Origin of the sequence: Sporosarcina sp. P29 (assembly GCF_002743265.1) — a bacterium.
Classification (GTDB): domain Bacteria; phylum Bacillota; class Bacilli; order Bacillales_A; family Planococcaceae; genus Sporosarcina.
The window spans coordinates 167697-191943 of sequence record NZ_PDYX01000001.1 but is presented as its reverse complement, the minus strand read 5'-3'; the positions used below and the strand labels follow the sequence as shown (position 1 = coordinate 191943).

Sequence of the window (24247 nt, the reverse complement as noted above, 5' to 3'; positions counted from 1 at the left end):
GGTACGACGGATGTTTCATTTTGAAACGAAGGTGCCTATCAATGTGAAACGACACATCGTATCATATTGGTACGGCCTATAACCAAAGAACTTAAGAACTAAAGAATAAAGATATTGTCGAGAAGCATCTCGACGTCGAGTATTTCTCGATTCCTTTTCGGCTGAGAAAACTTTTTACACCTAGTATCCTTTTTGCTTCTCAGCTCTATATAGTGTGCAAAGCTAACCTGGTGGTATTTTGTAACTTGAAGTCACAATCTACGTCTACGTTTAAAAGGAGTGGAGAATTATGACAAAAAGAATGCTGCTACTTCCTGTTTTATTATTGCTGACAGCTTGCTCTATCAACCCATCCTCGCAGAACACGATTATTGACTGGGTAGATTTTGTGAAATGGAATGATGCGACGTATGAAGCGAACTATGAAATGAACGAGCTTGAAAAGGACTGGGAAACTACTGAAGAAGTAGGAGAAGTGAAGTATATGTTGGATGGCCATGCAAGTGCCAATCATCAGTCGAAAAATGGAGATGCTGCTTACTTGCCGAAAGGGACGAAAGTATTCGCAATGAAAGGATATGATCCGGCATTTCGAATTATAGCGGACGGTAAGGTATACGAAGTCACTGAATCGGATACGGCTGAAACAGTTGGAGATTTTTTAGATATAGAAGGGAAGGTACAGCGAGTCATTTTACAAAGCGAGCAAGATTTATCGTTCATTGGGGAATTTTCGGATGAGCATGCAGAGCAGCTGATTGAAGAGTTGCTGATCATGCCGTATGAACCGGATAGAAGAGCGACGGAAGGAAAGCGAGTGTTTTTTGGAATTGAGCTAGTAGACGGGACTATGACCCGATCGCTTTATTGGCCGGAGACGGGTTATGTTCATTATGGTGGTGTGGCTTCGGTGGAAGTGAAAGGGATATTTGAAGTGGAGATGGGGGAGTATGATTACTAAAGAAAATTGATGAAAAAAATGTGAGGCGAAATCATGAATGTTTAAACAAAACATGAAAGTTTAGCGCGCAAGTACTCGACATAAACGGTTAACACTTTGACCAAAGGGGATAAAACTGAAAAAGGGCATTAAGATACAATTACGTATAACACCCCCAAGAAGCACCTGTAAAGTAAGATGTATTTTCATTAGTAAAAGAGTCATCCAAGGCTCTAGTGATATTCTTTAGATTTCTTTAGACACTCTTCAAAATGCAAAACGATATCGTTAAAAGAAAACTCGTTATCTTCAATGGTGTATACAATGATGTTTGCATCGCTGTCGTATCTCTTATTGAAAACCGACTTTACATGGTTATTCTGGATTAAAGCTTTAGCAAGTTCAACTGCCAACCTTTTGTTTCCATCCCAAAAAACACCTCCTAGGTGATTATATTTGAATGAATAGGAGAATATGAAAAAACGTATATTTTGTGATGGGTGGACAGAGTAGATAATGAATTTGTGAATAAAAAACTACGCCAATCGAGATGGAAAACTCAGCCAACAGGGTTTCCTAATCTGTCTGCAATAGTTTACAGGGATACCCGTTGGCTAATTAAAATCGTGGCATGTGTATGACGTAATCCGTGCGGTGTGATTTTCTTTAAATCAACTTGCTTATTGATTCTTCCAAAACGATAATTCAAAGTGTTATCAGCGATAGGGGTGCCATCCTGATAAGAGATAAATACATTGTCTTTTACTTCATGCTGCTTGCCAATCCATAGCTTCTTCTGGATGCACCATTTACGGTATGATTCCAGTTGGCTAATCAGCACATCATCATTACGGATGGTCCGATAACTTCTTTTCGTTTTCGGCATTCTATCACCATATCGATCTCTTGTGTGACTGACAGTCAATAGCTTTTCACTGAAGTCTATATCTGACCTTTTGAGACCTTGTAGCTCACCACGACGTAATCCAGTGTAGGCTGAGGTAAGGATGGACGTGTAATTCGCGACATTCTCCAGTCATATTGCGGATTCAAGAAAAACAAGCAGCTCATCAGCCGTATAGAAGTTATCTTTCTTCTTACCACTTTCAATAGTGATATTATTGAAACGGTTCCGAACGATAATCTCATCTTCTACTGCAGCGTTGATCGCTATCTTGAATAGTCTATGAAATAATTGAACAGTACCAGGTTCATATTTCTTTAACAGGACGTCAATGAACTCAGGTTTGTATGTGGACTTATCCAAAGACATTAGTTTGTATTTTCCGAGAAGGGGTTTCATCTGATATTTGATAGCATTTGCACGCTGCAACTTTGAGGTGATTTTCCAATCTTTTTGATATGTTTCGAACCATACATCTAACCATTGCGAAATGGTCACGTTTGATTGATCAATACGATGGATGTGGGCATTAATTAAATCAGACTTTACTTCCGATAGATTAAGCAACGCCATCTTTTCAGTTGCTAAGCCTGCTGACCTTGCTCACGACGTTTACCAAGCGCATCATAATAGCGATACCGGAATCCCTAGAGCTTTTTACCTTTCACATTCAGATAGCTGAACACTTCAGGTTCTTTTTTTGAATCCACACGTACTGGTTTATCTGTTTTCTTTTTGCTCATCATTATCATCCTTTATTTACGTGGACAGACGCTGTGGGGGGTGATAAGGAATCATCTCCTTTTGAGAATGTATGTTCTGTAAGTATAAGCGAAACATTGCTAAATGTCATTTTCTGAATTACAATAAATATATAATGTAAACTGAAAGGGGGTCGCAATTTGAACAAGAAAACCATTCTAATCGCTGTATGGGGAGCTTCTATTATTATTGCGATTATATCAATTCTCAAAAATCCTAATTCATTTTACACGAATGGAACTATTATCGCTGGTTGGTTACTTTTTGCTGTGCAATTGACTTGGAATCAATCTGAACGATTTTATATGAAGATAAAAAACATGTGGTTTATTGCTAAAAATCCTGATTGTATATGGAATATGCAAGTGGAGTTTACGGGGGAATTTGATAAAGATATCTTTAAGGAAATTGATAAAATATTTTGTTCGAAATCAACAGATTATAAAATAATACAGCTAAGTAATGCTAGAAAAATATACAAAATCAAAACTTTGTCCTATGAAGTTGTAACCAGTCCTCATCAAATTCGTTTAATTGTCGAAGACCTAGAAGTATCATATAGAAGATCCAAGACTATAATTCAAAAAGAAATCGGAATCTTGCTGGAAAGCCTGTCAAGAGTACTCAAGGAAGATAAGAGTGATTACTACTTGACGATTGACTTCAAAGAGTACAATCCTTATTTCGGCTTCTTCGTTAGAAGACTAAACGCAAATGAAGTAAATACATTCAACGTGAAATTTAAAGTTGATGGTGAAAGAGTCTCAATTAATAAAACATCAATTGAATTGCATACTGAAAGTCTCCAATCTTTTAGAAGCTTTTCAGAAGAATACCTATCGTTATCCCCACGCTGATTATAGGTGGGGTTTTATTAACTTTAAGTATATTTCGTTTACAATGTCCAATTCCTCTTCTAGTGTAGGAAGTGTATCATAAATTGTTAATGAGCCTTTTTTTGAAATATTAATAGTGTGTTCGTTGCCCGTACTCTGACTGATATACTTCATCATTATGGACGAGACATTCCCTTCCGAAGCTGCTTCCTTATACTCTTCGCTTTTATGGACGTCAGGGCCAAAGTAACCTGCTGTTTTTAAGTGAGCACGATTTAAATCGGCAATCCATGCGCCAGCCACTTCTGTGATTAAAGGAATCATTTTTTCAAAGTTCATTACTACTGTAGACAAATTGTATTCTTTGGTACGATTAATTTCTTTTTTAAAATCAATGGCTGCTTCTGTTCTTGTTTGTATTAACGCTAAATTGTTTTCATTATTATAATAAGTGTAAAATTGCATAGGTTCGAAGTAATGCGTGAATGGTCTATTGAATACAATTCCAGATTTATTGTGAACGTAATCATAATGGCATAAATATTGATCAAAGCCTAAGTGGAAACTTTTATGATTCATACTCAAGGAAATTTGAGCTGTACCTTCGTCTTCAAGTTCCTCAAGTTGTAATTGAGTCGGTATTAGATAATCTTCTACTTTAAAAATGTTAGTTTTGCAAACTAAAAATGATTTAGCCAAGTTAATGCCTCCTGTTCTAATCAATCCACTCCAATGTCCCTAACTTCCCACGCGATGCCACAAACCCATCCAGCTTATGCTGAAACTCCAATTCTATCCGATAAGCAGCCGTTTCATCTGTCACCAGAAAGTAATCTGCAATGTCCGAGATCACTACAGGCGCTTCGTACGCGTCGGCATACACATCTTCAATGAATCGTCCTGGCATTGGCAGATAGGCAGCCATACGCTTCGCCTGATTCTCACACTTGCCAATAGTGTATTGATCCAAACTGAGTTGCGACTGGTAATGCGCATATAGGTGACGGAACTCTTCCGCAAGCAACAGTTTCTTTTCAATAGCGTCCAAACCATCTTTAATGAAGATGGTGCCGCGTCGTGCATGATCCTTCGGTATAGAGAAAGCCTTTAGATGTTTATTAATTGCTATTCCTTCTAAGGAGAGTCCAAGGGCAACACTCGGATACCGTAACGCCAACAGATGTCATACAAATCGATTTCATCTGGATATGTATAAGAAAAGTGGGAGAGGACCTTGTCGGCCCGTTCCTCACAGTAATCGGTGTGGTTTCTTAGCTGCATAGATCTCACAACCTTTATTTAATCATTGTTTAGTTAATCCATATTGTAAGTTTTTTGTGTAATCCGCTTTTACATTCTTATATATACCTGGATGAATCCAGTAAGTGTCTGACTCATTCAATATTCTCCAAGTCTGACTATAAGATATCTCTAAAAACTTCTTAAGATTTAGCTCTTCAAAGGAGTTTTTGGTGTAGTTAAATTTCACGATGTCCTCTAAAGATTCGTTTCCTTTGTTGTCTACCATTCCGGTAGTGATTACCATCTTCACTACATTGACAGAGGGGTCACTAAAACCTTCTCCTGCAGCTTCAAATAAACTGTAAACGTTTTGTTCCAAAATAGCCGTTTCATCCCAATAGTTTTTCGCTTCTTGTTCTAGTGTCAGTATTCCATCTTCTGAAAGCGTGGCCGTGTCTATATCTTCAATATCTTCAGCTAGCTTCTGATCTATCGAACGATTTGCTAGTCTCTCTTTTTCCTTTATCTCATCATTCTGCTGTTTTTCCAATTCTAAAGCCACTTCTTGTTTACGCGTTTCTTGCGATTTTGCTCTTTCTTCGTTCTTTTCTTCTCTTTCTTGCTGGATAGAAATCTCTTCATCTAATTTAGCTTGTTTTGATTCCTCCGACTCAAATAAGTCCATTACAAATCCTAGCGCTACAATTGTAAAAAAACCTATAAACCACCAACGCTTATAAAAAGGCTTTTTCGTTTTCTTTTCCATTTAAATCACCCCCTGAGTAATTTGTCTCGAATACGTAAATTAGTGAAATACTACTATGAAGTATGTAGTTATAAACACGGCTACTTATACCGTGGTATAACCGTACTTATCATCTATATTCTTTATAATATACTCGTAAATAAAGTACAATGGTGTGAGCACTTCATCAGAAACATCGTAATCAATTTCGTTAACTGTCATTCGATTATTTATAACCGTGCTAAATGCCATTCTGTAAATTGGGTGTCTATCAATTCTTTCATCAATATGCTCAAAATGATTACGGCTGTCTGCATGATACTTTTTCAATTCGCAAAAGTAAGGAGTCTTTTCAATCCGCAGTTGCTTTATTAATCTTTCAGCAAGCATCATGAATTTATGCGCGCAGCTAAATAAGAAATGGATGTCACCAAAATACAAAAGAAATTCTTGTTCTTGTTGTTTATCATCTAACGCTTCAAAATCGGTTTCATCAAAAACCTTTAGACGTTTTCTTTGAAGTACAGTTAGATTCAGATAGTCTTCAGTGACGTGAAGTAAATCTACTATCCTTTTATAATCTTTTATCTCAGGACTTAAATAACTTTCAACTCTAGCCGCCTCTTTGTATAACTTCATGAAATACCTCCTGGACAACGAAAGGATGATTAACGTGTAATTAAGACTCACAGCGAAAGCCGGATTTGCACTAGATCCATAATTGTCAACTTATCTAAATCCTTTCTTATAATTAGAGACTTTCTGATTAAGAATGCTCATTTCTTTCGGTAAACTCAGTTTGTTTCAATCCTCATTTTTCACGTAACTAACGAAGCCCGTGGCCTAATTGTATAATTAATCCTTCCATATATAACTATTGTATAACAATTTTTGATAGGAATACACAAAATATACAAAGGTTTTACAAATCTAACAAATTATACGAAGTGAGAATGTTAATTAGATTGAGCTTCTTGATTTATATATAAATGTAGGCCATGAATCTAAACATTCATGAAAGTGTTAAACAGGTTCTAAACAAAGGAAATATCACACAAAAGGATTTTACATAACAGTTTGGTGTTTTTAGCGAACTCTAAAAATTCCGGATGGTCGGAGAAAAGAAGAAGTTTAATATCATTTACGATTGCTAGGGCAAGTAGATTATGTAAATAAAAAAATTTTAGAAAAAATCAAAGAAGGTATTAAGAATAAAAGGATGGAGATCGGTTCAGTTCCTTTAGAAGTTCTAAAAGAATTTGCAACATTACAGATTAAAAACTTATTTAGAATAGATTAGTATTTTTTAGTAGGGGCATTTGCGATTTGAAATATAAAAACCCCGCCAGCCGAGATAAACATCTCAGCCAACGGGGTTTCCTTGTTATTAACGAGAGTAGAATTCAACGATCAATGCTTCGTTGATTTCAGCAGCTAATTCGCCGCGCTCTGGAAGGCGTACGAATGTACCTTTTTTCGTATCTTTATCGAAAGTTACGAAATCTGGAACGAAGTTGTTCACTTCTAGTGCTTCTTCGATAGCAGTCAAGTTTTGAGATTTCTCACGAAGAGAGATTTCAGAACCAGTTTTTACTGCGAATGAAGGGATGTCAACGCGCTTGCCGTCTACCAAGATGTGACCGTGGTTGACTAGCTGACGAGCTGCACGACGAGTGCGTGCAAGACCCATGCGGTACACAACGTTATCCAAGCGAGCTTCAAGAAGGATCATGAAGTTTTCACCGTGAATACCTTGCATTTTACCAGCTTTGTTGAAAAGTGTGCGGAATTGACGTTCGTTCACTCCGTACATAAAGCGTAGTTTTTGTTTTTCTTGTAATTGCATTCCGTATTCGGAAAGTTTTTTACGTTGGTTTGGACCGTGTTGTCCTGGTGCGTATGGACGCTTTTCAATTTCTTTACCAGTGCCTGTTAGTGAGATACCTAAACGGCGTGACAGTTTCCAAGATGGACCTGTATATCGAGCCATGAGAGACTCCTCCTCTGTTGGTTTTATTTTGTTGTAAAATAAGACCAGATATGTTCAATCCATCTGCCATTCTATAATCTTGCAACTTCGCCCCTGCAGCCTCGAGGTTACGTGGTGCACCTTTAAAAAGGAATAGACTGGACAAAATAGAACACATAACTGCTGCGAATATTTTACACAAAGCATAGCATACCAATTTATTGACTATTGGTCAAGCATTTCATTTTTGGAAGTTGGATTAGAGGATTTTATTTCACTTTACAAAAAGGCAGAGGATATAGCTCTTTCGTTTTTCAAACAATCGATGTACACTAGACTAAAGCGCTTTCATAATAATTTGAATACGTTATAACAAGGAGGAATCAGCATGAAAAAGAATAACAACTGGCATAAAGAGACGGCCATGATTCATGAAGGATATGACAGCAAAGATCATCAAGGAAGTCTGGCTGTGCCACTGTATCAAACCTCAACGTATGTATTTGATTCGGCTGAACAAGGAGAGCGGCGTTTTGCTGGCGAAGAAGCGGGGAATATTTATTCTCGTTTAGGAAATCCGACGGTCGCTGTGCTTGAAGAACGTATTGCCAAGATGGAAGAGGGCGCTGCGGGACTTGCATTTGCATCCGGTATGGCAGCGGTCAGTGCAGTGCTCGTTCATTTAACAAAAGCCAATGATCATGTGATTTGCTCTCGCGGAATTTATGGTTGCACATTCGGATTCTTAAAAATATTAGAAGAGAAGTATAATATTACGCATGATTTAATTTCCATGAAGACAGAACAAGAGATTGAAAAAGCGGTGAAGCCTGAGACTACATGTATATATGTAGAAACGCCAATCAATCCGACAATGGAGCTAGTTGATCTTGAAGCTGTAGTCAATGTAGCGAAGCGTCATAATTTGAAAGTGGTAGTGGACAATACATTTTGCTCGCCCTACATCCAAACACCCTTAACATTTGGCGTAGATTATGTGTTGCATAGCGCGACGAAATACATTAATGGGCACGGTGACGTGATCGCAGGGCTGCTCGTAGGTAAAGATGCAGACGACATGGCCAAACTTCGTGGTACAGTGCAAAAAGATTTCGGTGGTATCATTTCACCATTCGATGCGTGGCTGTTGTTGCGTGGGATTAAAACATTGCCTATTCGAATGGATCGACATTCGGCCAATGCTAAGATTATTTTTGACTATTTACAGAAGCATCCGAAAGTAGAAGAAGTATTTTATCCGTTTGACGATCAGCATCCGCAGTATGCGATTGCGAAGAAGCAGATGAAAACGGGTGGAGGATTGATTTCCTTTACGATTAAAGGTGGAAAAGAGGATGCGCAGAAGTTGTTGAATCATTTATCGCTCATCAAGTTGGCGGTTAGTCTAGGGGACGCAGAGACGCTCATGCAGCACCCAGCGACGATGACACACTCAGCTGTGCCGAAAGAAGATCGGGAGAAGATGGGCGTGTCGGATACGTTATTACGCTTATCTGTAGGTTTAGAGCATATGGATGACATCATGGCAGACTTAGATCAAGCGTTTGAAGCCATTTGAATTGAAAAAAGCGAGCGTCCCATATCGGGGAGCTCGCTTTTTGTAATAGGATCTCTAATGTTACGTTTGACAACGATTATATGTGTTGATTTATATAGCATGTAGATTCTGATTGGACCTCTTTTGCCGCGGTCGTGTTCTACTGGTTGTTTCCCTTAAGCAACGCAAACCCTACCTACTTTTGCGTCCTTGCGACCCTATAGTCGCGCCAGTGATGAATAAGTGTTCCGAATAAACATCTGCAGAACGCCTTTTCTTAATGTCAGATCTGTTATCAATCCCAAACAATAACTATACAGGAAATGTAATTGTTTGTCAAGGACATTCTACACTACCGAAATCGTATAGTTTACAAACAAGTGAAGAGGGAACAAGTAAAATAGAGCCTGTTGTTGTATACAGGAAATTATTATTGGAGGGATTAGGATGAACGTAGAGATTGTAAACGAATTTCCCCATGAGTTTTTGATGGAGCAAGCGGAGACATGTATTTCCATTTATCAGCCGACCCACCGGTATCGACCTGAAAATCAACAAGACCCGATCAGATTTAAAAACTTATTACAGAAAGTGCATGAAGAGTTATCTAAAAAACACTCGGCGAATGAAGTGAAGAGTCTATTGGCTCCGCTAGAGAAACTAGAAGGCGAGCGTCCATTCTGGGCACACGCAGGAGATGGACTGGCCTTATTTGCGACGAAAGATCGCATCATAGCCTATCGACTGCAACGTCCTGTCCCTGAATTGGCGATTGTGTCAGATAGTTTCCATATTAAACCGCTTATTCGCGTATTCCAATCTGCAGACCGCTATCATTTACTTGGCGTCAATAGACAAGAGTTCAAACTTTTTGAAGGGAATCGCTATGGTATAGAGGAAGTAGAGATCCCTGAGGAATTGGCGAAAACGAAGGACGAAGCAATTGGCGATCAAGTGACGGAGTCCTATTTAGGTACTGGTAACGCGGGTGGAGCTTCTGGAACTGCGATGATGCATGGACATGGCGGTAAAAAAGATGAAATCGATATCGATATTGAACGTTATTTCCGATACGTCGATCGAACGGTGGCAGAACATTACTCTAAACCGATGGATCTTCCTTTATATTTAGTAACACTTTCTGAATATCAGACGCAGTTCAAAGAGCTTAGCCATAATCCACACTTGCAAGCGGAGGGAATTAAGTCCGATTTCGATGCTTTGAGTTTAGAACAATTACGTAAACAAGCATGGGAATTAGTAGAGCCGACGTATTTGCAGAAAACAAAAGATTTAGTAGAGAACTTTGAAAATGCCAAAGCGAGCGATCAAGGTTCTGGAAACATCGAAGAAATTGCTAAAGCGGCTAGTGAGGACCGTATTAGACGACTTGTATTGGAAGACGGTTTTCAGTACCCAGGTAAAATCAATCTAGAAACGGGAGAAATTCAGACGAACAATCTGGAAGAATCCACAGTGGATGATGTACTGGACGACTTAGCAGAAACCGTCTTTAAAACGGGAGGAGAAGTCGTAGTTCTTCCGAAAGAACGGATGCCTGTTGAAACGGGTGCAGCTGCAATTTATAGATGGTAAGAAAAAATCCGGCCTAGAGAATTCTCTAGGCCGGATTTTGCTGTCATTTTTCTTGTTCCAGTATTTCTTTAGCTGCAGTCAACGCAGTTTGTACACGTGGAAATCCAACATACGGAATGAGTTGCATCATACTTTCTACGATTTCCGTTGTAGTTAAACCCACCGTCAATCCACGCTTTACATGCGTTTGAATTTGTGTAGTTGCTCCTTGTGTGACGAGTGAAGCGAGAGTTACCAATTGTCTTTGTTTACTGTCGAGTCCTGGACGTGAATAAATCTCACCATACGCGAACTCCACTATGTACTTCCGTAAATCCGGAGCCAGTTCTTTTAATGCATCAGCTGTCATCATGCGTTCGGCTTCTTCTTCACTCACATATTCCCTGATTTTGACTAAACCTGCTTCAATACGTTCTGTTGACAATGAAATAGCCCCCTATTTTTTATTTGAATATAAAGAAAGTATAGCATATTCCGACTATTACGTTGTTTTTCTTTCTAAAAATTACGTAGTTCTTATCAGTTTAAAACAGAATAATGGTTCTAAGGATGTGAAATTCAACATTATTGTTTAAGGAGTGTCGAGAATAGGTATAGATGAATAGAACAAAAAAACAAAACAAGTATATGTGGAGGTTATGATAAAATGGATAAGTTTTTCCTAGAGAACGCAGTGCAAGCTAAAAAGAAGATTGAAGAATTGGTGACACAAGGCTATACGCATGATGAGATTTATGTTTTCGCACATAGTGAAGATCGTGAAGACAAAATTTCAGACGCATTAGATTCAGAGCAAGTAGGTATGGCGGAGATGGGCTTCCTTGAAACAATGAAGAACATGTTCACATCTCGCGGTGATACATTGCGCGCGCAGATGGAAGCTGTAGGTCTTTCAAAGGCAGAAGCTGAAGAAGGCGAAAGCGAACTAGACAAAGGTAGACTATTATTAGTTGCAAAAAAATAAGATAGTCAACAAACCGGTCAAAGGATTCCGTTCCTTTGACCGGTTTTATTTTTGTATACATAACGAGTAGAACATTTTCTCTATCACTTACTTCTCTTCAGTCGCAATGGCCGCGTAATAAGCATCTACAGGAATGAACAACCCCACCTTCCCGTGCGTCTCCTCATCTAACGTAGCAAACACAATGCCAATCACTTTACCTTTTTCATTAATAACAGGACTCCCACTATTTCCTCTATAAACAGGTGCCTTGATCATGACGACCGGAATATCCCAATCGGCTAGCTGTTTGTAGTCAATTGTGTGACCTTTATTCGCTATTCCTGAAAAGCTCAAAGGATTTCCGATAAACGTAATGGGCTCGTGATCATAAAAGGTCGTTTCTTCCGCTAAAGTTAAGTAAGGAAGATTCGTTCCGTTCACTTCAAGTACCGCAAGATCGATGTCTGGAAACACTTTTGTGACATCTGCGGTAAATCGTTCGCCTTTAGGGAAAGAGACGATCATGGATTCATTTCCTTCTACTACATGATAATTCGTAATAATCGTACCTTGTTCATTAATTGAAAAACCTGTACCTTTAGTATTTTCTGTAGCTACGACAACTACTGCTTCTTTATATTCGGCTATTTGTGGATCTGAAGATAACTCTGACGATGCTTTTAGAAACTCCAATGCTGGAATGGAGTATATCTGAAAGACAATGGCGAACGTGCTAAGAGCTAAAGTAGTTGCCATGATCCAAAACATCCACTTAGGGAAAGGACGATAGGTGCGTCGGACATTTTTTTCAGCAGCTGCTTTTTCTAATGCTTCCCGCTGTGCTTCGAGTACGAGATCTTGTAGTTCATCATCATCCAAATCTTCTTGATACGGATCTTTGCTATCCACTAGTCCCACCTCTTTCTCGTACATAGTTTACCAGATAATGAATGCAAAGAAAGCTAACCGAGTTTTCGTTATAAGAAGACTTATACGAGGTTTAAGAAGTCAGAAAACATAGTTAAAAAGAATCTATTCTATGCTATACTATATATGAAGATAAAGAACTACATAGATGGAGGTGGAAATATGACCAGATCCATTACAACGCAAGCTGAAACGGTAGGAGAGGCGATTAATGAAGCGCTTGAAATTCTGCAATTGACGATGGACGAAGTTCACATCCATGTAAAACGGCCTGCGGGCACATCGATGTTTGGACTGAAAAGAATCTTAGCAGAAGTAACAATTAGTGAAAAGGAAAAATCAAATAGTAAACAGCAAGAGCCAGAAGAAATTCCTGCGGGTGTCCGTATTCGCAATGGACGTTTAGAAGCCCGATTCGGTAAACAAACCTACCCGATTATTGTGCCTTCACTTGGAGTCGAACTGCTGATCAACGGAATCCAATGTACAGATCGGACCGTCTTATTACCGACAGATAGCATGGAGTGTGAGGCAGTTACCGAAGAAGTGAGTGCTCAACTCGTCATACAACTGAATGACGATCAGATGATTGCGACTGCCATAGTGACTCCTGGGAAAAGAATCACACGTACATTGGAGAATACGTCTTGGGAACAAGTTCTCAAAATCCAGGCAACCGAAAAAGTAGATGTAAGCAATGAGTTGACAATCGATTTATTAGTAGAAGAACTGCATGCAATAGGGGTTGATACTTCGTATATGTCTATGAATGCTATTCGGCAAGCCGTGAATACGCAGGAGTACGCAGAGTTTGTTGTCGCCCAAGGAGTTTCTCCTATTGAAAGTCAGGATGCTCGGCTCGACATTCATTTGAATTTCAAAAAACAAGAAGATGATGATCATGAAGCACCCATTGATTTCCGCGAACATAACTTTATTCCGACTGTGAAAGCCGGTCAGCTGATTGCTACATATATCCCAGCGGTGCAAGGGGTCAGCGGCAGGAATGTTCTAGGGAAAACGTATAAAGTGAAACCGCCCAAAGATATTATTATCCGTCCTGGTACTACTGTAGATAGTGTACTGCATAAGCTATATGCGAAAATTGATGGAAGGCCTGTTATTGAGTGGCGGGGGAAGCTGGCTAAGATTTATGTGAATCGGGAATATCGGCATGCTGCAGATGTGAGCTTGGAAAGTGGCAATATTCATTTCGAGGGAGATGTATGGGTTGGTGGGAGTGTTCATCCATCGATGTCTATTGCAGCTTCAGGGTTGATCACGATTATGAGGAATTGCACAAAGGCCTCCATTCGCGGAACCAAGTCTGTATGCATTCAAGGTAGTATTTTTTCATCCACTGTCACAGTAGGTGTAGAGGAAAAGGTTATTACGATGATGGTCAATGATTTGAAAGAAGTTCTCGCTTACTTACGCAATATCGATTCAGCACTTGTTCAAATCTTTGCATTACGTGGCGAGAAACCTGAAGAAGTAGCGCCCTTTATATTGAAACAAGTCATTCATTTATTATTGGAGCAAAAGTATGCCGAGTTCACAGAAATGAATCGACACTTTATCCAATTAGTGAAAAATCAAACGAAACGACTGGATCAAGAGTGGCTAGATCTGGCTGACCGTTTGTATCAGTTATTTGTCGACCCGCTGAGAGAAGAACAAACGAATATTTTGTATTTACGTAAATTGATTAAGGAAGCCAATCAATTAATAGAAATGTATAGCGAAGACATTCGTCCGGAATCCGTATTACAAGCTGCCTTCGCATTAAATAGTATTTTATATAGTAATGGAGATATCCATATCCGCTCGAAAGGTGTCTATAATTGTTCCATCACGGCGCTCCATGATATTACGATTAAAGGAGTGTGTCGTGGCGGCGAAGTCATTGCAGGTAGGAATATTGAATTGGATGAAACCGGCTCAAGTGCTGGCGTGAAGACATTCATTCAGACGAATGAAGAAGGGATCATACAAATTACAAAAGCGCATCCTGGGACATTGATTCAAATCGGTTTGCAACGTCATGAATTCTTGCAGATTCGTCAGCAAGTCACAGCAAAATTAAATGAGGATGGTCTTTTATCCATTTTATAAATGAATTGTTCGCAGAATTTGTAAGAAAAGAATATGAAAATACAAGAATTTCTCTTGAAATATCCTAGGATGTGATAAAAAGTTCGTTGTTTTTTAAAAAAGATGTGAATAGAAGACGAAAATGCTTTAAACATGTTACGATATACTATAATATCTAAAGTAGTCACTTTATGCGCGAAGTGTGGGATAGGGGGATCATAGTGAGATGATATACGTCATCATTCCATTAGTTATCATCATTGTTTTAACAGTGATGGCATTTCTGTCTAGGCGAAAGCATATACAAGAAATCAGTGAAATGGAACAAGAAAAATTACAAATTCAAAACGAGCCAATATTCGAAGAAATGACGAAAGTAAAGCAGTTGAACATGACCGGCGAAACAGAAGAAATGTTCGAGAGATGGCGCAATAATTGGACAGAAGTAGTAGATGATCGCCTTCATAATGTAGATATGCTTTTACTGGATGCTGAAGGGCAAGTGGATCGTTTCCGCTTTAAGAAAGCAACGGAAACAGAAAAACAAATCCGCGAAATCTTGAACGAATGTGAAAAAGAAATGCGAACGATCTTGCAGGAACTAAACGAACTGATCGGCAGTGAAGAAAGAAATCGGTTCGAAATAGAAACGGTAAAAGAACACCACCGTGCCGCGCGCAAAAAGATCTTAGCTCATCAGTACGCATTTGGACCAGCAGTGGAGCCTTTAGAAAAAGAGTGGGAATCCTTCAATCCAAGATTTGAAGAATACGATGCTCTTATTGAAAATGGTAACTACTTACAAGCGCGTGAAATTGTCATTGTACTAGGTGCAAAAGAAGAACGCTTTTCGTTTTTACTTGATGAGATTCCTGCATTACTTAATGAGCTGCAGACGAAAATCCCAGCGGCTTTGCGAGAATTGCGTAAAGGAATTATCGAAATGGAAGGTCAAGAGTATTACTTAGGACACTTGAAAATGCCTTCACGTTTCGACAAGATCGAACAGCAAATTGCGGATCTTCGACAGTTATTAGCGCGTTTGGATGTGGAAGAAGTAGCAGCGGAAGTGAATGAAATTCATGATGAAATCGAATCGTTCTACGACGTATTGGAAGAGGAAGTTAGTTCCCGTCATTACGTAGATGAGCATTTGGATCAAATGTTGGATCTGTTTGAAGAACTTCAATATGCGATTCCAGATACGATCGAAGAAGTGAAATTCGTTCAACAAAGTTACCGTCTTGATGAAAATGAAGTCGTTATTCCACAAATGGCATTGCAAAAGTTGAACGCATTGGCGAAACGAATTGAAATATTCATCGAACGTCAAGATGCCAAAAACTTGGCTTACTCCGCTCAACAAATTGAGTTGCAAGAGCTAGTGGAAGAATTGGATTCAATTTCTGAAGCACATGCTAAGTTCAGTAACCGTATCAAAAATCTTCGCATTGATGAAAATCTGGTACGCTCCCGTATTGTGACACTTGCACAACAACTTCAAATTGCGGATCGTAATTTACACCGTGCCAATATCCCGGGAATTCCGGATGATATGGAAGTACAGCTTGAAGAAGCGGACGAACAAATATTTATTGTGAAACAAAGTTTGGAAGAAGTGCCACTTAATATGGCATTGGTTGAATCATATGTTCAAAAAGCAGATACAGTAGTTACAGATGTTTGTGCGAAAGCTGCAGACATGATTGAAAACGCGTTGCTTGTAGAACGAATCATCCAATACGGTAACCGTTACCGTGCGTCTCATCCGGAAGTTCACACTAAATTGTTGAAAGCTGAAGAGTCCTTCATGCAATGTCGCTACTTGAGAGCATTGGAAGAAGCAGGTACTGCGGTTGAAGAAGTGGAACCAGGAGCTTTGAAAAAAATTCAAGGCATGATTCAAGTGAAAGTATAACTATATTCCGACAAAGCCACCGGTTTTCCGGTGGCTTTGTTTCGCTCATTCATATAGAAAGGAGAGGATTACATATGTATTTTGATCATAGCGCCACAACTAAGCCAGATGAAAGAGTTCTTCGCACCTTTATGGATGCATCTACGTCGTATTTTGCCAATCCTGCATCTCTTCATGCGGAAGGAAAACGTACAGAGAAGTTATTAGAACGTGCGCGCACTCAACTGCTGGCAACGATCGGACTAGGCCTGACAGAAGGAATTTTCACTTCAGGCGGAACAGAATCCAATAATCTTGCCATACTAGGTTATGTATACGTCAATCAACATAAAGGTCGTCATCTACTCACGACAAGTATTGAACATCCTTCTGTATTGAATGTTTTTCAAGAACTGGAAAAGCAGAACTTCACTGTGGATTATTTAGCTGTAGATGAAGAAGGAAGAATTTCGTTGGACGAACTCCAAGAAAAGTTGCAAAGAGATACGATTTTAGTTAGTATCATGCATGTTAACAATGAAATAGGGACACTTCAGCCGATTGAAGAATGTGCAAAAATCATCCATTCTTCTTCACGCGCCATGTTCCATTCTGATTGTGTGCAGAGCTTTGGGAAATTTCCGCTTACTGATTTCACGGAGGGACCTGATCTTGTTTCATTATCCGCTCATAAAATTTATGGAATTAAAAATAGTGGGTTTTTAGCTTACCGTAAAAATATTCGACTGCAACCAATGGTCTTTGGAGGCGGGCAAGAACATAAATTGCGCAGTGGAACCGTGTCGGTACCGCATGCGGCAGCACTTGCGAAAGCTGCTCGTTTACTCGTCGAAGAGGTGGATATGCAGCAGTTCCAACAATGGCGGAATGATCTGGTTGAGTTCTTCTCGGAAATAGATGAATGCAAAGTATTGGCGCCAAACGCAAGTGCCCCGTATATACTATCCGTCGCATTTGCACATATTACAGGAGAAATTGCGATTAATTTCCTACAACAACAAGGATTGATCGTCTCGACTTCCAGTGCGTGTTCGTCAAAGAATTCGGATGTAAGCCATGTGATTGAAGCGATTCATGTACCTCAAGAGTTCGAAAAAGGTGTTATCAGAATTAGCTTAGGTAAGAGTCAAACAATAGAAGAAATCGAACAATTGAAAGTAGCGGTTCGACAATTAGTCGAGCTGATTAGAAAAGGAGTGGGGAAATGAACTGGAATACCATTTTAATTCGATATGGTGAAATGTCGCTCAAAGGGAAAAATAAGAGTAAATTTATCCGTAAACTGAAAGCGAATATAAAGGCAGCTTTGTCCGATTTAGGAACAGTTACGATGCGTGCAGAACGTGACCGGATGTTCATTTATACAGAAAAACCTGAAGAACTGGATCGTGCAGTGGAAATATTGCCGTCGATTTTTGGCATTCAATCATTCAGTCCGATTGTGATTTGTGAACCTACATTAGAAGACATCAAAGAAACTTCATTAAAAGTTCTTGGTAAAACGGAGACTGCTGGCAAGACGTTTAAAGTAGATGTTAAGCGTGCAGACAAACGTTTCCCACTCAATACGGGAGAATTGCAACAAGAATTAGGCGGTCACGTATTGAGAGTGTTCCCTGATTTAATCGTTCAAATGAAGAAGCCTGAAATTTTATTATATGTAGAGATCCAGCACGAAGCAGCTTATATCTCTTCGCACACCTATAAAGGTGCAGGCGGCATGCCAGTTGGCTCTAATGGCCACTCGTTGCTGTTGTTATCGGGAGGAATAGACAGTCCAGTCGCAGGCTATATGATGATGAAACGCGGTGTGTCTTTTGATGCCATTCACTTTGCTAGTCCACCGTTCACAAGTGATTTAGCGATAGAGAAAGTAGAAGACATCGTCAGACAGCTAACAAAATTCGGGGCAGTTATTCGCTTGCACGTCATTCCGTTTACCGAGTTGCAGCAAACGATTGTGAAACAAGTTCCAAGCAATTTGTCCATGACGACTACAAGAAGAATGATGATGAAAGTTGCCGAACAAGTACGAAAAGACACGAATACTCTTGGTTTGATCACGGGTGACAGCCTTGGACAAGTAGCGAGTCAGACACTCGAGAGTTTAACGACTATTAACGAAGTGACGAATACACCGATTTTGCGTCCGCTGATCGCAATGGACAAATTAGAAATCATTGAGATCGCGCAAAAAATTGGTACATACGATATTTCCATACGTCCATACGACGATTGCTGTACCGTATTCACACCACCGAGCAATAAAACGAAGCCGCAAGTGGAAAAAGTTGCGTACTACGAAAGCTTCCAGGAGTTTGACGACATGGTAGCAGAAGTAGCTAGTCAACGGGTTACGACAATCCCGAGCAAACAAACAGAAGAAGATTTCGAAGACTTGTTGTAAGAAAAAATTACCTATCACCTTCCTTGCATGATATTTTGAAAAATGACCATTCTAATGTCACAAGGAGGTGAACGACATGCCAAACAACAACAACTCGAACCAATTGTTAGTTCCCGGAGTACAACAAGCTCTTAACCAGATGAAGGAAGAAATTGCTTCTGAATTTGGAGTACAACTTGGACCAGACTCAACATCGCGTGCCAACGGATCCGTCGGCGGAGAAATTACAAAGCGATTAGTGCGTCAGGCTCAGTCACAAATGAACGGTTATACTAAGTAAATCGTAAGACACGGGATGCCTCAGAAGCCATAGCGCTTCTTGGGGCATCTTTTTTAACTGCTTTAAGTTCAAGGTCAAAGTGGGACAGATTTTGTAAGTTTAAAGTGAGTACGAGGGGATGGATATGGATCGCGTATTGGCGTTAGTATGTGTCCGGTTGTTGTGTTTTAAACTTTTTTGTTACAAGATCAAATTCAAGTAACCACAATCCCAGCTTCAATGGACAATGAAAAGTAGTACCTGCTTACATTGCAGGGATTTATGCGCAGGAAAGCGTGCCCTCCGAAGCATAAATTCCCTCGGGTTTTCCCGTTCAGCCTTTCCTCTTCCTTCATTCCTTCACCATATTAAAAGAACTCATACTATACCTTTCCAAAGAGTAAAATGGAAAAAAGTATATAATGTTTTGAAATTTCGCCATTCTATTTGTATACTTGTAGTATTACATAAAAGGGGGAATGGAAATGAACCGAGAAGAACTACTTGCGCCAGCTCGTTACAATATTGTTTCGGAATTCGAAAAGTATGCAACGGGTGATGGTAGAAAAGCATTAATTTATGTAGATGCGCAAAATCAAGAACACGAAGTAACATACGACGAACTCATCCTAGCCGCTAACCGTACAGCGAACGTGCTGACATCGACTGGCTTGAAAAAAGGGGATGTAGTGCTAGTCATGGTACCGCGTATGATTGAAGCGTATGTGACATATATTGCTGCACTAAAGGCAGGACTTGTTGTGATCCCTAGTTCTGAAATGCTTCGTTCCTCCGAAATTGAATATCGAATTGAGCACAGTAACGCAAAAGCAATTATTGCATTTGACGCGTTCACCGATCAACTGGAACATGTAGAAAATCTAGATAAAGTGACAGTTTATATTATCGGGGAAGCAAAAGAAGGGGAAGTATCCCTGACTGAGCAAGAAAAAAATGCATCGTCCGAATTTACAGCTTGTGATACCGCTAGTGATGATATGGCGTTTCTATCGTATACGTCTGGAACGACAGGCAAACCTAAAGGTGTAGTGCATACACATGGTTGGGGATACGCGCACTTGCGAACCACTGCACCGAACTGGTTAGGGATTGAAGAACATGACATTGTGTGGGCTACAGCGGCACCAGGCTGGCAGAAGTGGATTTGGACACCATTCTTATCTGTTCTAGGAAGCGGTGCGATAGGTTTCGTCTATAGTGGCAAATTCAACGTAGACAAATATTTGCAATTCTTGGATGACTATCAAGTGAGTGTTCTATGTTGTACGCCGACTGAATACCGATTTATCGCAAAAGCGGAGAATTTGGACAAGTTTTCATTAGCTTCTCTAAAAAGTGCCGTCTCAGCAGGAGAGCCATTAAATCGTGGAATTATTGATATTTTTGAGAAACAGTTCTCGCTTTCTGTACGTGATGGCTATGGGCAAACAGAGAACACGCTGCTAGTCGGTACGATGATTGGAATGGAACCACGTCCTGGATCAATGGGCAAACCAACACCAGGGAATATCGTCGATGTCATTACTGATGAAGGCAAACCGGCAGACGTAGGTGTAGTGGGAGATATTGCGGTTCATAAATCAACGCCAGCACTTTTCCAAGAATATTTAAATGATCCAGAACGCACGAGAATGCAATTTAGAGGGGATTATTATATTACGGGTGACCGTGCTAAAAAAGATGAAGACGGCTATTTCTGGTTTGAGGGCCGAGGCGATGATATCATTGTGAGCTCAGGTTATACGATTGGACCTTTCGAAGTGGAAGATGCGTTGATCAAGCACCCTGCAGTTCGTGAGTGCGCAGTAGTAGCAAGCCCTGATCCTGAACGCGGAAATATCGTCAAGGCGTTTGTTGTCTTGCGTGACAATGCGACAGAATCAACTGAAAAACTTGTGAAAGAGTTGCAAAACCATGTCAAAGAACTGACGGCACCTTATAAATATCCACGTAAGATTGAGTTTTTAGAAGAGTTGCCAAAAACATCTTCAGGAAAAATCATGCGGGTTGAATTGCGCAAAAAAGAACAAAATCAAAATTGACGTTGTCGTAAGGCTATAAAAAGGACTGTCAAGAGTCGTTTTGTACCGACATTTGACAGTCCTTTTCATTTTATTTTAAAAGAACGTACGTTGGACTTTCTCGAAGAATGAGTTATCTAGAAGTTTAGCGGTACGAATGACTTTATTGCTGAGTCGCGCTTCTACTTTTTCTACTTGTTTAATACCGAGTGCTTCGTTATCTGCTGCAATGGAAGGGAATTCATTGCCTTCTTGTTGGATATTGAGCGTCAACGTTCGTTCATTGCTTAGGATGAACGACGTGCCGAGTGTGCGGTAGCGATTATTATTAACTGATGCGAGTTCTGTCACTTGGAAAGAAGGAAGTCGCGGATCAATTACGGCGCCCTTAACGGATTTATTATACGCCGTACTGCCAGTTGGCGTAGAGATGATCATGCCGTCGCCAAGAAACGTTTCGAACAATAAATCATCGATGTAAATATTCATGACAAATGTGCGGATGATTGTGGAACGTATGCTGAATTCATTCAGGCAGAAGAACGGGTTCTGCTGATTGATCGTTACTTCGAGAAGTGGATAATGACGTTCTTCAATTGTGGATTGCTGTAAAGTTTCTGTTAGGCGACTGATATCATCGTATTTAAAATCACAATATACACCGTGTGCTCCTTTTACAGATGTTCCGAGATATAGAACATCCTGACGGAAATCCGTTTTACGAACCGCTTGAAGGAATGTGCCGTCACTGCCGATACTAATGACCACGGTCGCTTCGGTATGATCTTCAGTTAATTTGAAGCCTTCGTTTTTAAGGCGTTGGGCAATGAAATGTTTTTTATGTACGGTGTCTTCATCCAAACGGCTGAAGAGAAAGATAGTATGTAGGGAATTCATTTGAATCATCTCCTTATTCAGTTAATAGAATAAGTGTAGCATGAATGAAACATTTGGACGATGAGGAACGTATAGGTAGATGTGGACAAAGGAGGAACTTTAATTATGAATGCAAAAAGATGGATTGCCGTAGCGGTAACTGCCACATTGATTATTGTGTCGGTAGGTATTAACGCGATGTCATGGGTTTTCACGAGAGATTGGAACAGTTTCGTCAATGAAATCAATTTAATGGAGACGCAAGTGCAAGAAACAGTAGTAGAAGAAGGAAGTGTCAATGAGCGAATTGCGGTATTGACAGTAGATGGCGTCATTCAAGATGTTGGGGAAGCTACAATTTTCAGTGGAGCAGAGTACAACCACAAGCAGTTCTTGACACAGTTGAATGAATTATCGAATGACGACACGGTGAAAGGAATTGTCCTTTCTGTCAACTCACCAGGTGGCGGTGTATTGGAGTCATCTGATATTTATGATGCGATCACAGAAATTCAGGAATCGAAAGAAATTCCAGTCTACGTAGCGATGGGCGGTATGGCGGCTTCAGGAGGCTATTATATTTCAGCTCCTGCCGATAAAATTTATGTTCATCCTGAAACATTGACTGGTTCGATTGGTGTCATCATGCAATCGATTAACTACGGAAAATTGGCTGAGAAATACGGTGTGGAATTCCCGACAATCAAGTCTGGACCCTATAAAGACATGATGAGCCCGACACGTGACATGAAACCTGAAGAACGTGCAATGCTACAGGAAATGATTGATGATTCGTATAAACGCTTCGTTGATATTATTGTAGAGGGACGCGGTATGTCTGAAGCAGCTGTCCGTAAAGTAGCGGATGGACGTGTCATGAATGGTCGTCAAGCGATTGAAGCGGGACTTGCGGATGATTATGGTAAGCTACCAAGTGTTATTTCTGCAATGAAAGAAGATTATCACTTAGAAAAAGCAGAAGTATTCGAATATGGAATGCCTACTAATTTGAAAGCGATTCTGTCCATGAAAGCGCATGATGTATTCAATGGAGATGTCGAATCACAAATTATGAAAAAATTACTGACTGAAAATACAGCACCACGCATGATGTATTTATACGGTGAATAACAAGGAGGGAAACGATAATGACGAATGAACTGCTAGATACGCAACCAACCGTGCGACTTGAACAGACGCTCGTGCCAAAGTATGCAGGCTTCTGGATCAGACTGTGGGCATTTTTAATCGACATGCTGATTCTTTCGGCTGTTAGCGGCATCTTTGTCAAGCCGGTGTTCCGTGTGCTCGATATTGCGATCACCAAGCCCTCTGCCTTTTTATTCAGCCCGTATAAAGTGACAGCACTTGTCTTGTTATTGTTGTATTTTATCTTGATGACGAAAATAGCGGGGCAAACTATAGGGAAAATGATTATGGGCATTCGAGTGATGAAAACAAACGGCGAGAAGTTAAGCTTTAGTTCCGTTATCTTTAGAGAAGGTTTCGGCCGTTTCATTTCACAAATGCTATGGATTCCGTATTTGCTAGTGTTGTTCTTACCACAAAAGAAAGCACTTCATGATGTTTTCGCTGACACGGTTGTGGTTCATGAACGAACATTTGAGAGAAAAGAAGTACAGAAAATCATTCACCCTGAACACCATCAGTTGCATGATGACCCTACAGTTTAGTACACTAGCTTAAAAGGAGTGGTTAGTTATGGTACAAGTTACATTCAAAGATAATCCGATTCATCTATTAGGTTCAGAGGTGAAAGTAGGAGATCAGGCACCAAGCTTCACAGTGCTTGCGAATGATTTGAATCCTGTTACACTTGACGATTCAAAAGGTAAAGTACGTTTGATTAGTGTTGTGCCTTCTGTTGATACAGGTGTATGTTCCATCCAGACTAAGCGTTTCAACGACGAAGCAACTTCACTCGGTGAGGATGTGGAAGTCATGACGATTTCTTGCGATCTACCGTTTGCACAAGGGCGTTGGAAAGAAAATGAGAACGTAGAGAATTTACACTTATATTCCGATCATCGTGATCTTTCATTCGGTAAAGCGTTTGGTACGGCGATTGAGGAATTACGATTATTGACTCGTTCTATCTTCGTTGTCGATCGTGATGACAAAGTCACATATGTTGAATATGTGAGTGAAGCGACAGACCACCCAGATTATGATGCAGCAATCAAAGCAGTAAAAGAATTGAATTAA

At 40.0% G+C, this 24247-nt stretch carries 24 protein-coding genes; 14 read left to right on the top strand and 10 right to left on the bottom strand.

The genetic code is table 11. The features are described 5' to 3' along the window. The first annotated feature begins 289 nt into the window (after positions 1-289). Positions 290-961 (top strand): hypothetical protein, encoded by a 672-nt coding sequence (locus CSV68_RS00885; RefSeq protein ID WP_099661255.1) that lies wholly within the window; start codon positions 290-292, stop codon positions 959-961. A 574-nt stretch (positions 962-1535) separates the two neighbouring features. On the opposite strand, the gene CSV68_RS00875 is transcribed toward CSV68_RS00885, so the two are convergent. Together CSV68_RS00875 and CSV68_RS00870 are read right to left on the bottom strand one after the other, a co-directional pair. Next, on the bottom strand, positions 1536-1949 hold the full coding sequence (locus CSV68_RS00875; protein WP_233192839.1) for a site-specific integrase: 414 nt from the start codon (positions 1947-1949) through the stop codon (positions 1536-1538). A 27-nt stretch (positions 1950-1976) separates the two neighbouring features. Further along, positions 1977-2417, bottom strand: a complete 441-nt coding sequence (locus tag CSV68_RS00870; RefSeq protein ID WP_099661252.1) for a tyrosine-type recombinase/integrase — start codon at positions 2415-2417, stop codon at positions 1977-1979. A 329-nt stretch (positions 2418-2746) separates the two neighbouring features. On the opposite strand from CSV68_RS00870, the gene CSV68_RS00865 reads away from it, so the two are divergent. After that, positions 2747-3463 carry a hypothetical protein gene (locus CSV68_RS00865; protein ID WP_099661251.1) on the top strand — a complete coding sequence of 239 codons (717 nt, stop codon included), beginning with the start codon at positions 2747-2749 and terminating at the stop codon, positions 3461-3463. Here the strand turns inward: CSV68_RS00865 and CSV68_RS00860 are convergent, their stop codons facing one another. From CSV68_RS00860 to rpsD, 5 genes are all read right to left on the bottom strand, one after another. Then, positions 3464-4141 carry a hypothetical protein gene (locus tag CSV68_RS00860; protein WP_099661250.1) on the bottom strand — a complete coding sequence of 226 codons (678 nt, stop codon included), beginning with the start codon at positions 4139-4141 and terminating at the stop codon, positions 3464-3466. A 16-nt stretch (positions 4142-4157) separates the two neighbouring features. Continuing rightward, on the bottom strand, positions 4158-4619 hold the full coding sequence (locus tag CSV68_RS00855; protein ID WP_158233474.1) for an ImmA/IrrE family metallo-endopeptidase: 462 nt from the start codon (positions 4617-4619) through the stop codon (positions 4158-4160). Positions 4620-4745: 126 nt separating this feature from the next. Then, on the bottom strand, positions 4746-5450 hold the full coding sequence (locus CSV68_RS00850) for a hypothetical protein (protein ID WP_099661248.1): 705 nt from the start codon (positions 5448-5450) through the stop codon (positions 4746-4748). An 84-nt stretch (positions 5451-5534) separates the two neighbouring features. Further along, complete coding sequence (locus tag CSV68_RS00845) at positions 5535-6068, bottom strand: hypothetical protein (protein WP_099661247.1); 534 nt, start codon at positions 6066-6068, stop codon at positions 5535-5537. A gap of 748 nt (positions 6069-6816) precedes the next feature. Beyond that, positions 6817-7419, bottom strand: a complete 603-nt coding sequence (gene rpsD, locus CSV68_RS00840) for a 30S ribosomal protein S4 (protein WP_099632789.1) — start codon at positions 7417-7419, stop codon at positions 6817-6819. A 367-nt stretch (positions 7420-7786) separates the two neighbouring features. Between rpsD and megL the strand changes: the two genes are divergently transcribed. Then, entirely contained in the window at positions 7787-8977 is a 1191-nt protein-coding gene (gene megL, locus CSV68_RS00835; RefSeq protein WP_099632790.1) for a methionine gamma-lyase, read from the top strand. Positions 8978-9403: 426 nt separating this feature from the next. Continuing rightward, positions 9404-10552 (top strand): baeRF3 domain-containing protein, encoded by a 1149-nt coding sequence (locus tag CSV68_RS00830; RefSeq protein ID WP_099632791.1) that lies wholly within the window; start codon positions 9404-9406, stop codon positions 10550-10552. 43 nt (positions 10553-10595) lie between these two features. Here the strand turns inward: CSV68_RS00830 and CSV68_RS00825 are convergent, their stop codons facing one another. After that, a complete protein-coding gene (locus CSV68_RS00825; protein WP_369823454.1) occupies positions 10596-10976 on the bottom strand; it encodes a carboxymuconolactone decarboxylase family protein in 381 nt (126 codons plus the stop codon). Positions 10977-11198: 222 nt separating this feature from the next. On the opposite strand from CSV68_RS00825, the gene CSV68_RS00820 reads away from it, so the two are divergent. Then, complete coding sequence (locus tag CSV68_RS00820; RefSeq protein ID WP_099632792.1) at positions 11199-11516, top strand: YflT domain-containing protein; 318 nt, start codon at positions 11199-11201, stop codon at positions 11514-11516. 87 nt (positions 11517-11603) lie between these two features. Here the strand turns inward: CSV68_RS00820 and CSV68_RS00815 are convergent, their stop codons facing one another. Then, positions 11604-12407 (bottom strand): S1C family serine protease, encoded by an 804-nt coding sequence (locus CSV68_RS00815; protein ID WP_099661246.1) that lies wholly within the window; start codon positions 12405-12407, stop codon positions 11604-11606. A 180-nt stretch (positions 12408-12587) separates the two neighbouring features. Here CSV68_RS00815 and CSV68_RS00810 point away from each other — a divergent pair, with 180 nt between their 5' ends. From CSV68_RS00810 to mbcS, 6 genes are all read left to right on the top strand, one after another. Continuing rightward, positions 12588-14540, top strand: coding sequence for a flagellar assembly protein A (locus tag CSV68_RS00810; RefSeq protein ID WP_158233473.1), 1953 nt, complete (start codon positions 12588-12590; stop codon positions 14538-14540). 205 nt (positions 14541-14745) lie between these two features. Further along, on the top strand, positions 14746-16437 hold the full coding sequence (gene ezrA, locus CSV68_RS00805) for a septation ring formation regulator EzrA (RefSeq protein WP_099661244.1): 1692 nt from the start codon (positions 14746-14748) through the stop codon (positions 16435-16437). Between the two features lie 74 nt (positions 16438-16511). Continuing rightward, positions 16512-17645 (top strand): cysteine desulfurase family protein, encoded by a 1134-nt coding sequence (locus CSV68_RS00800; RefSeq protein ID WP_099661243.1) that lies wholly within the window; start codon positions 16512-16514, stop codon positions 17643-17645. Continuing rightward, positions 17642-18844, top strand: coding sequence for a tRNA uracil 4-sulfurtransferase ThiI (thiI, locus tag CSV68_RS00795; RefSeq protein ID WP_099632797.1), 1203 nt, complete (start codon positions 17642-17644; stop codon positions 18842-18844). The genes CSV68_RS00800 and thiI overlap by 4 nt, the downstream gene beginning before the upstream one ends. A gap of 76 nt (positions 18845-18920) precedes the next feature. Continuing rightward, entirely contained in the window at positions 18921-19124 is a 204-nt protein-coding gene (locus CSV68_RS00790; RefSeq protein WP_085426568.1) for an alpha/beta-type small acid-soluble spore protein, read from the top strand. Between the two features lie 464 nt (positions 19125-19588). After that, positions 19589-21166 (top strand): acyl-CoA synthetase MbcS, encoded by a 1578-nt coding sequence (gene mbcS / locus CSV68_RS00785; protein WP_099632798.1) that lies wholly within the window; start codon positions 19589-19591, stop codon positions 21164-21166. A gap of 75 nt (positions 21167-21241) precedes the next feature. On the opposite strand, the gene CSV68_RS00780 is transcribed toward mbcS, so the two are convergent. Next, the gene (locus CSV68_RS00780; RefSeq protein WP_099661242.1) at positions 21242-22042 is read right to left on the bottom strand and encodes an NAD kinase; all 801 of its coding nucleotides are present in this window, start codon (positions 22040-22042) and stop codon (positions 21242-21244) included. A gap of 105 nt (positions 22043-22147) precedes the next feature. Here CSV68_RS00780 and sppA point away from each other — a divergent pair, with 105 nt between their 5' ends. The 3 genes from sppA to tpx are packed head-to-tail and all read left to right on the top strand — an operon-like array spanning position 22148 to position 24247. Next, entirely contained in the window at positions 22148-23152 is a 1005-nt protein-coding gene (gene sppA, locus CSV68_RS00775) for a signal peptide peptidase SppA (RefSeq protein WP_099632800.1), read from the top strand. A gap of 17 nt (positions 23153-23169) precedes the next feature. Then, the gene (locus CSV68_RS00770) at positions 23170-23715 is read left to right on the top strand and encodes an RDD family protein (RefSeq protein WP_233190364.1); all 546 of its coding nucleotides are present in this window, start codon (positions 23170-23172) and stop codon (positions 23713-23715) included. Between the two features lie 28 nt (positions 23716-23743). After that, entirely contained in the window at positions 23744-24247 is a 504-nt protein-coding gene (gene tpx / locus CSV68_RS00765; protein ID WP_099632802.1) for a thiol peroxidase, read from the top strand.

Bases quoted from the DNA above. Each gene is read 5' to 3' on its own strand.
- CSV68_RS00845 (WP_099661247.1), bottom strand. From the start codon at position 6,068: ATGAAGTTATACAAAGAGGCGGCTAGAGTTGAAAGTTATTTAAGTCCT.
- megL (WP_099632790.1), top strand. From the start codon at position 7,787: ATGAAAAAGAATAACAACTGGCATAAAGAGACGGCCATGATTCATGAA.
- tpx (WP_099632802.1), top strand. From the start codon at position 23,744: ATGGTACAAGTTACATTCAAAGATAATCCGATTCATCTATTAGGTTCA.
- CSV68_RS00800 (WP_099661243.1), top strand. From the start codon at position 16,512: ATGTATTTTGATCATAGCGCCACAACTAAGCCAGATGAAAGAGTTCTT.
- rpsD (WP_099632789.1), bottom strand. From the start codon at position 7,419: ATGGCTCGATATACAGGTCCATCTTGGAAACTGTCACGCCGTTTAGGT.
- CSV68_RS00820 (WP_099632792.1), top strand. From the start codon at position 11,199: ATGGATAAGTTTTTCCTAGAGAACGCAGTGCAAGCTAAAAAGAAGATT.
- CSV68_RS00790 (WP_085426568.1), top strand. From the start codon at position 18,921: ATGCCAAACAACAACAACTCGAACCAATTGTTAGTTCCCGGAGTACAA.
- CSV68_RS00810 (WP_158233473.1), top strand. From the start codon at position 12,588: ATGACCAGATCCATTACAACGCAAGCTGAAACGGTAGGAGAGGCGATT.
- sppA (WP_099632800.1), top strand. From the start codon at position 22,148: ATGAATGCAAAAAGATGGATTGCCGTAGCGGTAACTGCCACATTGATT.
- CSV68_RS00870 (WP_099661252.1), bottom strand. From the start codon at position 2,417: ATGGCGTTGCTTAATCTATCGGAAGTAAAGTCTGATTTAATTAATGCC.
- CSV68_RS00850 (WP_099661248.1), bottom strand. From the start codon at position 5,450: ATGGAAAAGAAAACGAAAAAGCCTTTTTATAAGCGTTGGTGGTTTATA.
- mbcS (WP_099632798.1), top strand. From the start codon at position 19,589: ATGAACCGAGAAGAACTACTTGCGCCAGCTCGTTACAATATTGTTTCG.
- CSV68_RS00885 (WP_099661255.1), top strand. From the start codon at position 290: ATGACAAAAAGAATGCTGCTACTTCCTGTTTTATTATTGCTGACAGCT.
- thiI (WP_099632797.1), top strand. From the start codon at position 17,642: ATGAACTGGAATACCATTTTAATTCGATATGGTGAAATGTCGCTCAAA.
- CSV68_RS00770 (WP_233190364.1), top strand. From the start codon at position 23,170: ATGACGAATGAACTGCTAGATACGCAACCAACCGTGCGACTTGAACAG.
- CSV68_RS00830 (WP_099632791.1), top strand. From the start codon at position 9,404: ATGAACGTAGAGATTGTAAACGAATTTCCCCATGAGTTTTTGATGGAG.
- ezrA (WP_099661244.1), top strand. From the start codon at position 14,746: ATGATATACGTCATCATTCCATTAGTTATCATCATTGTTTTAACAGTG.
- CSV68_RS00780 (WP_099661242.1), bottom strand. From the start codon at position 22,042: ATGAATTCCCTACATACTATCTTTCTCTTCAGCCGTTTGGATGAAGAC.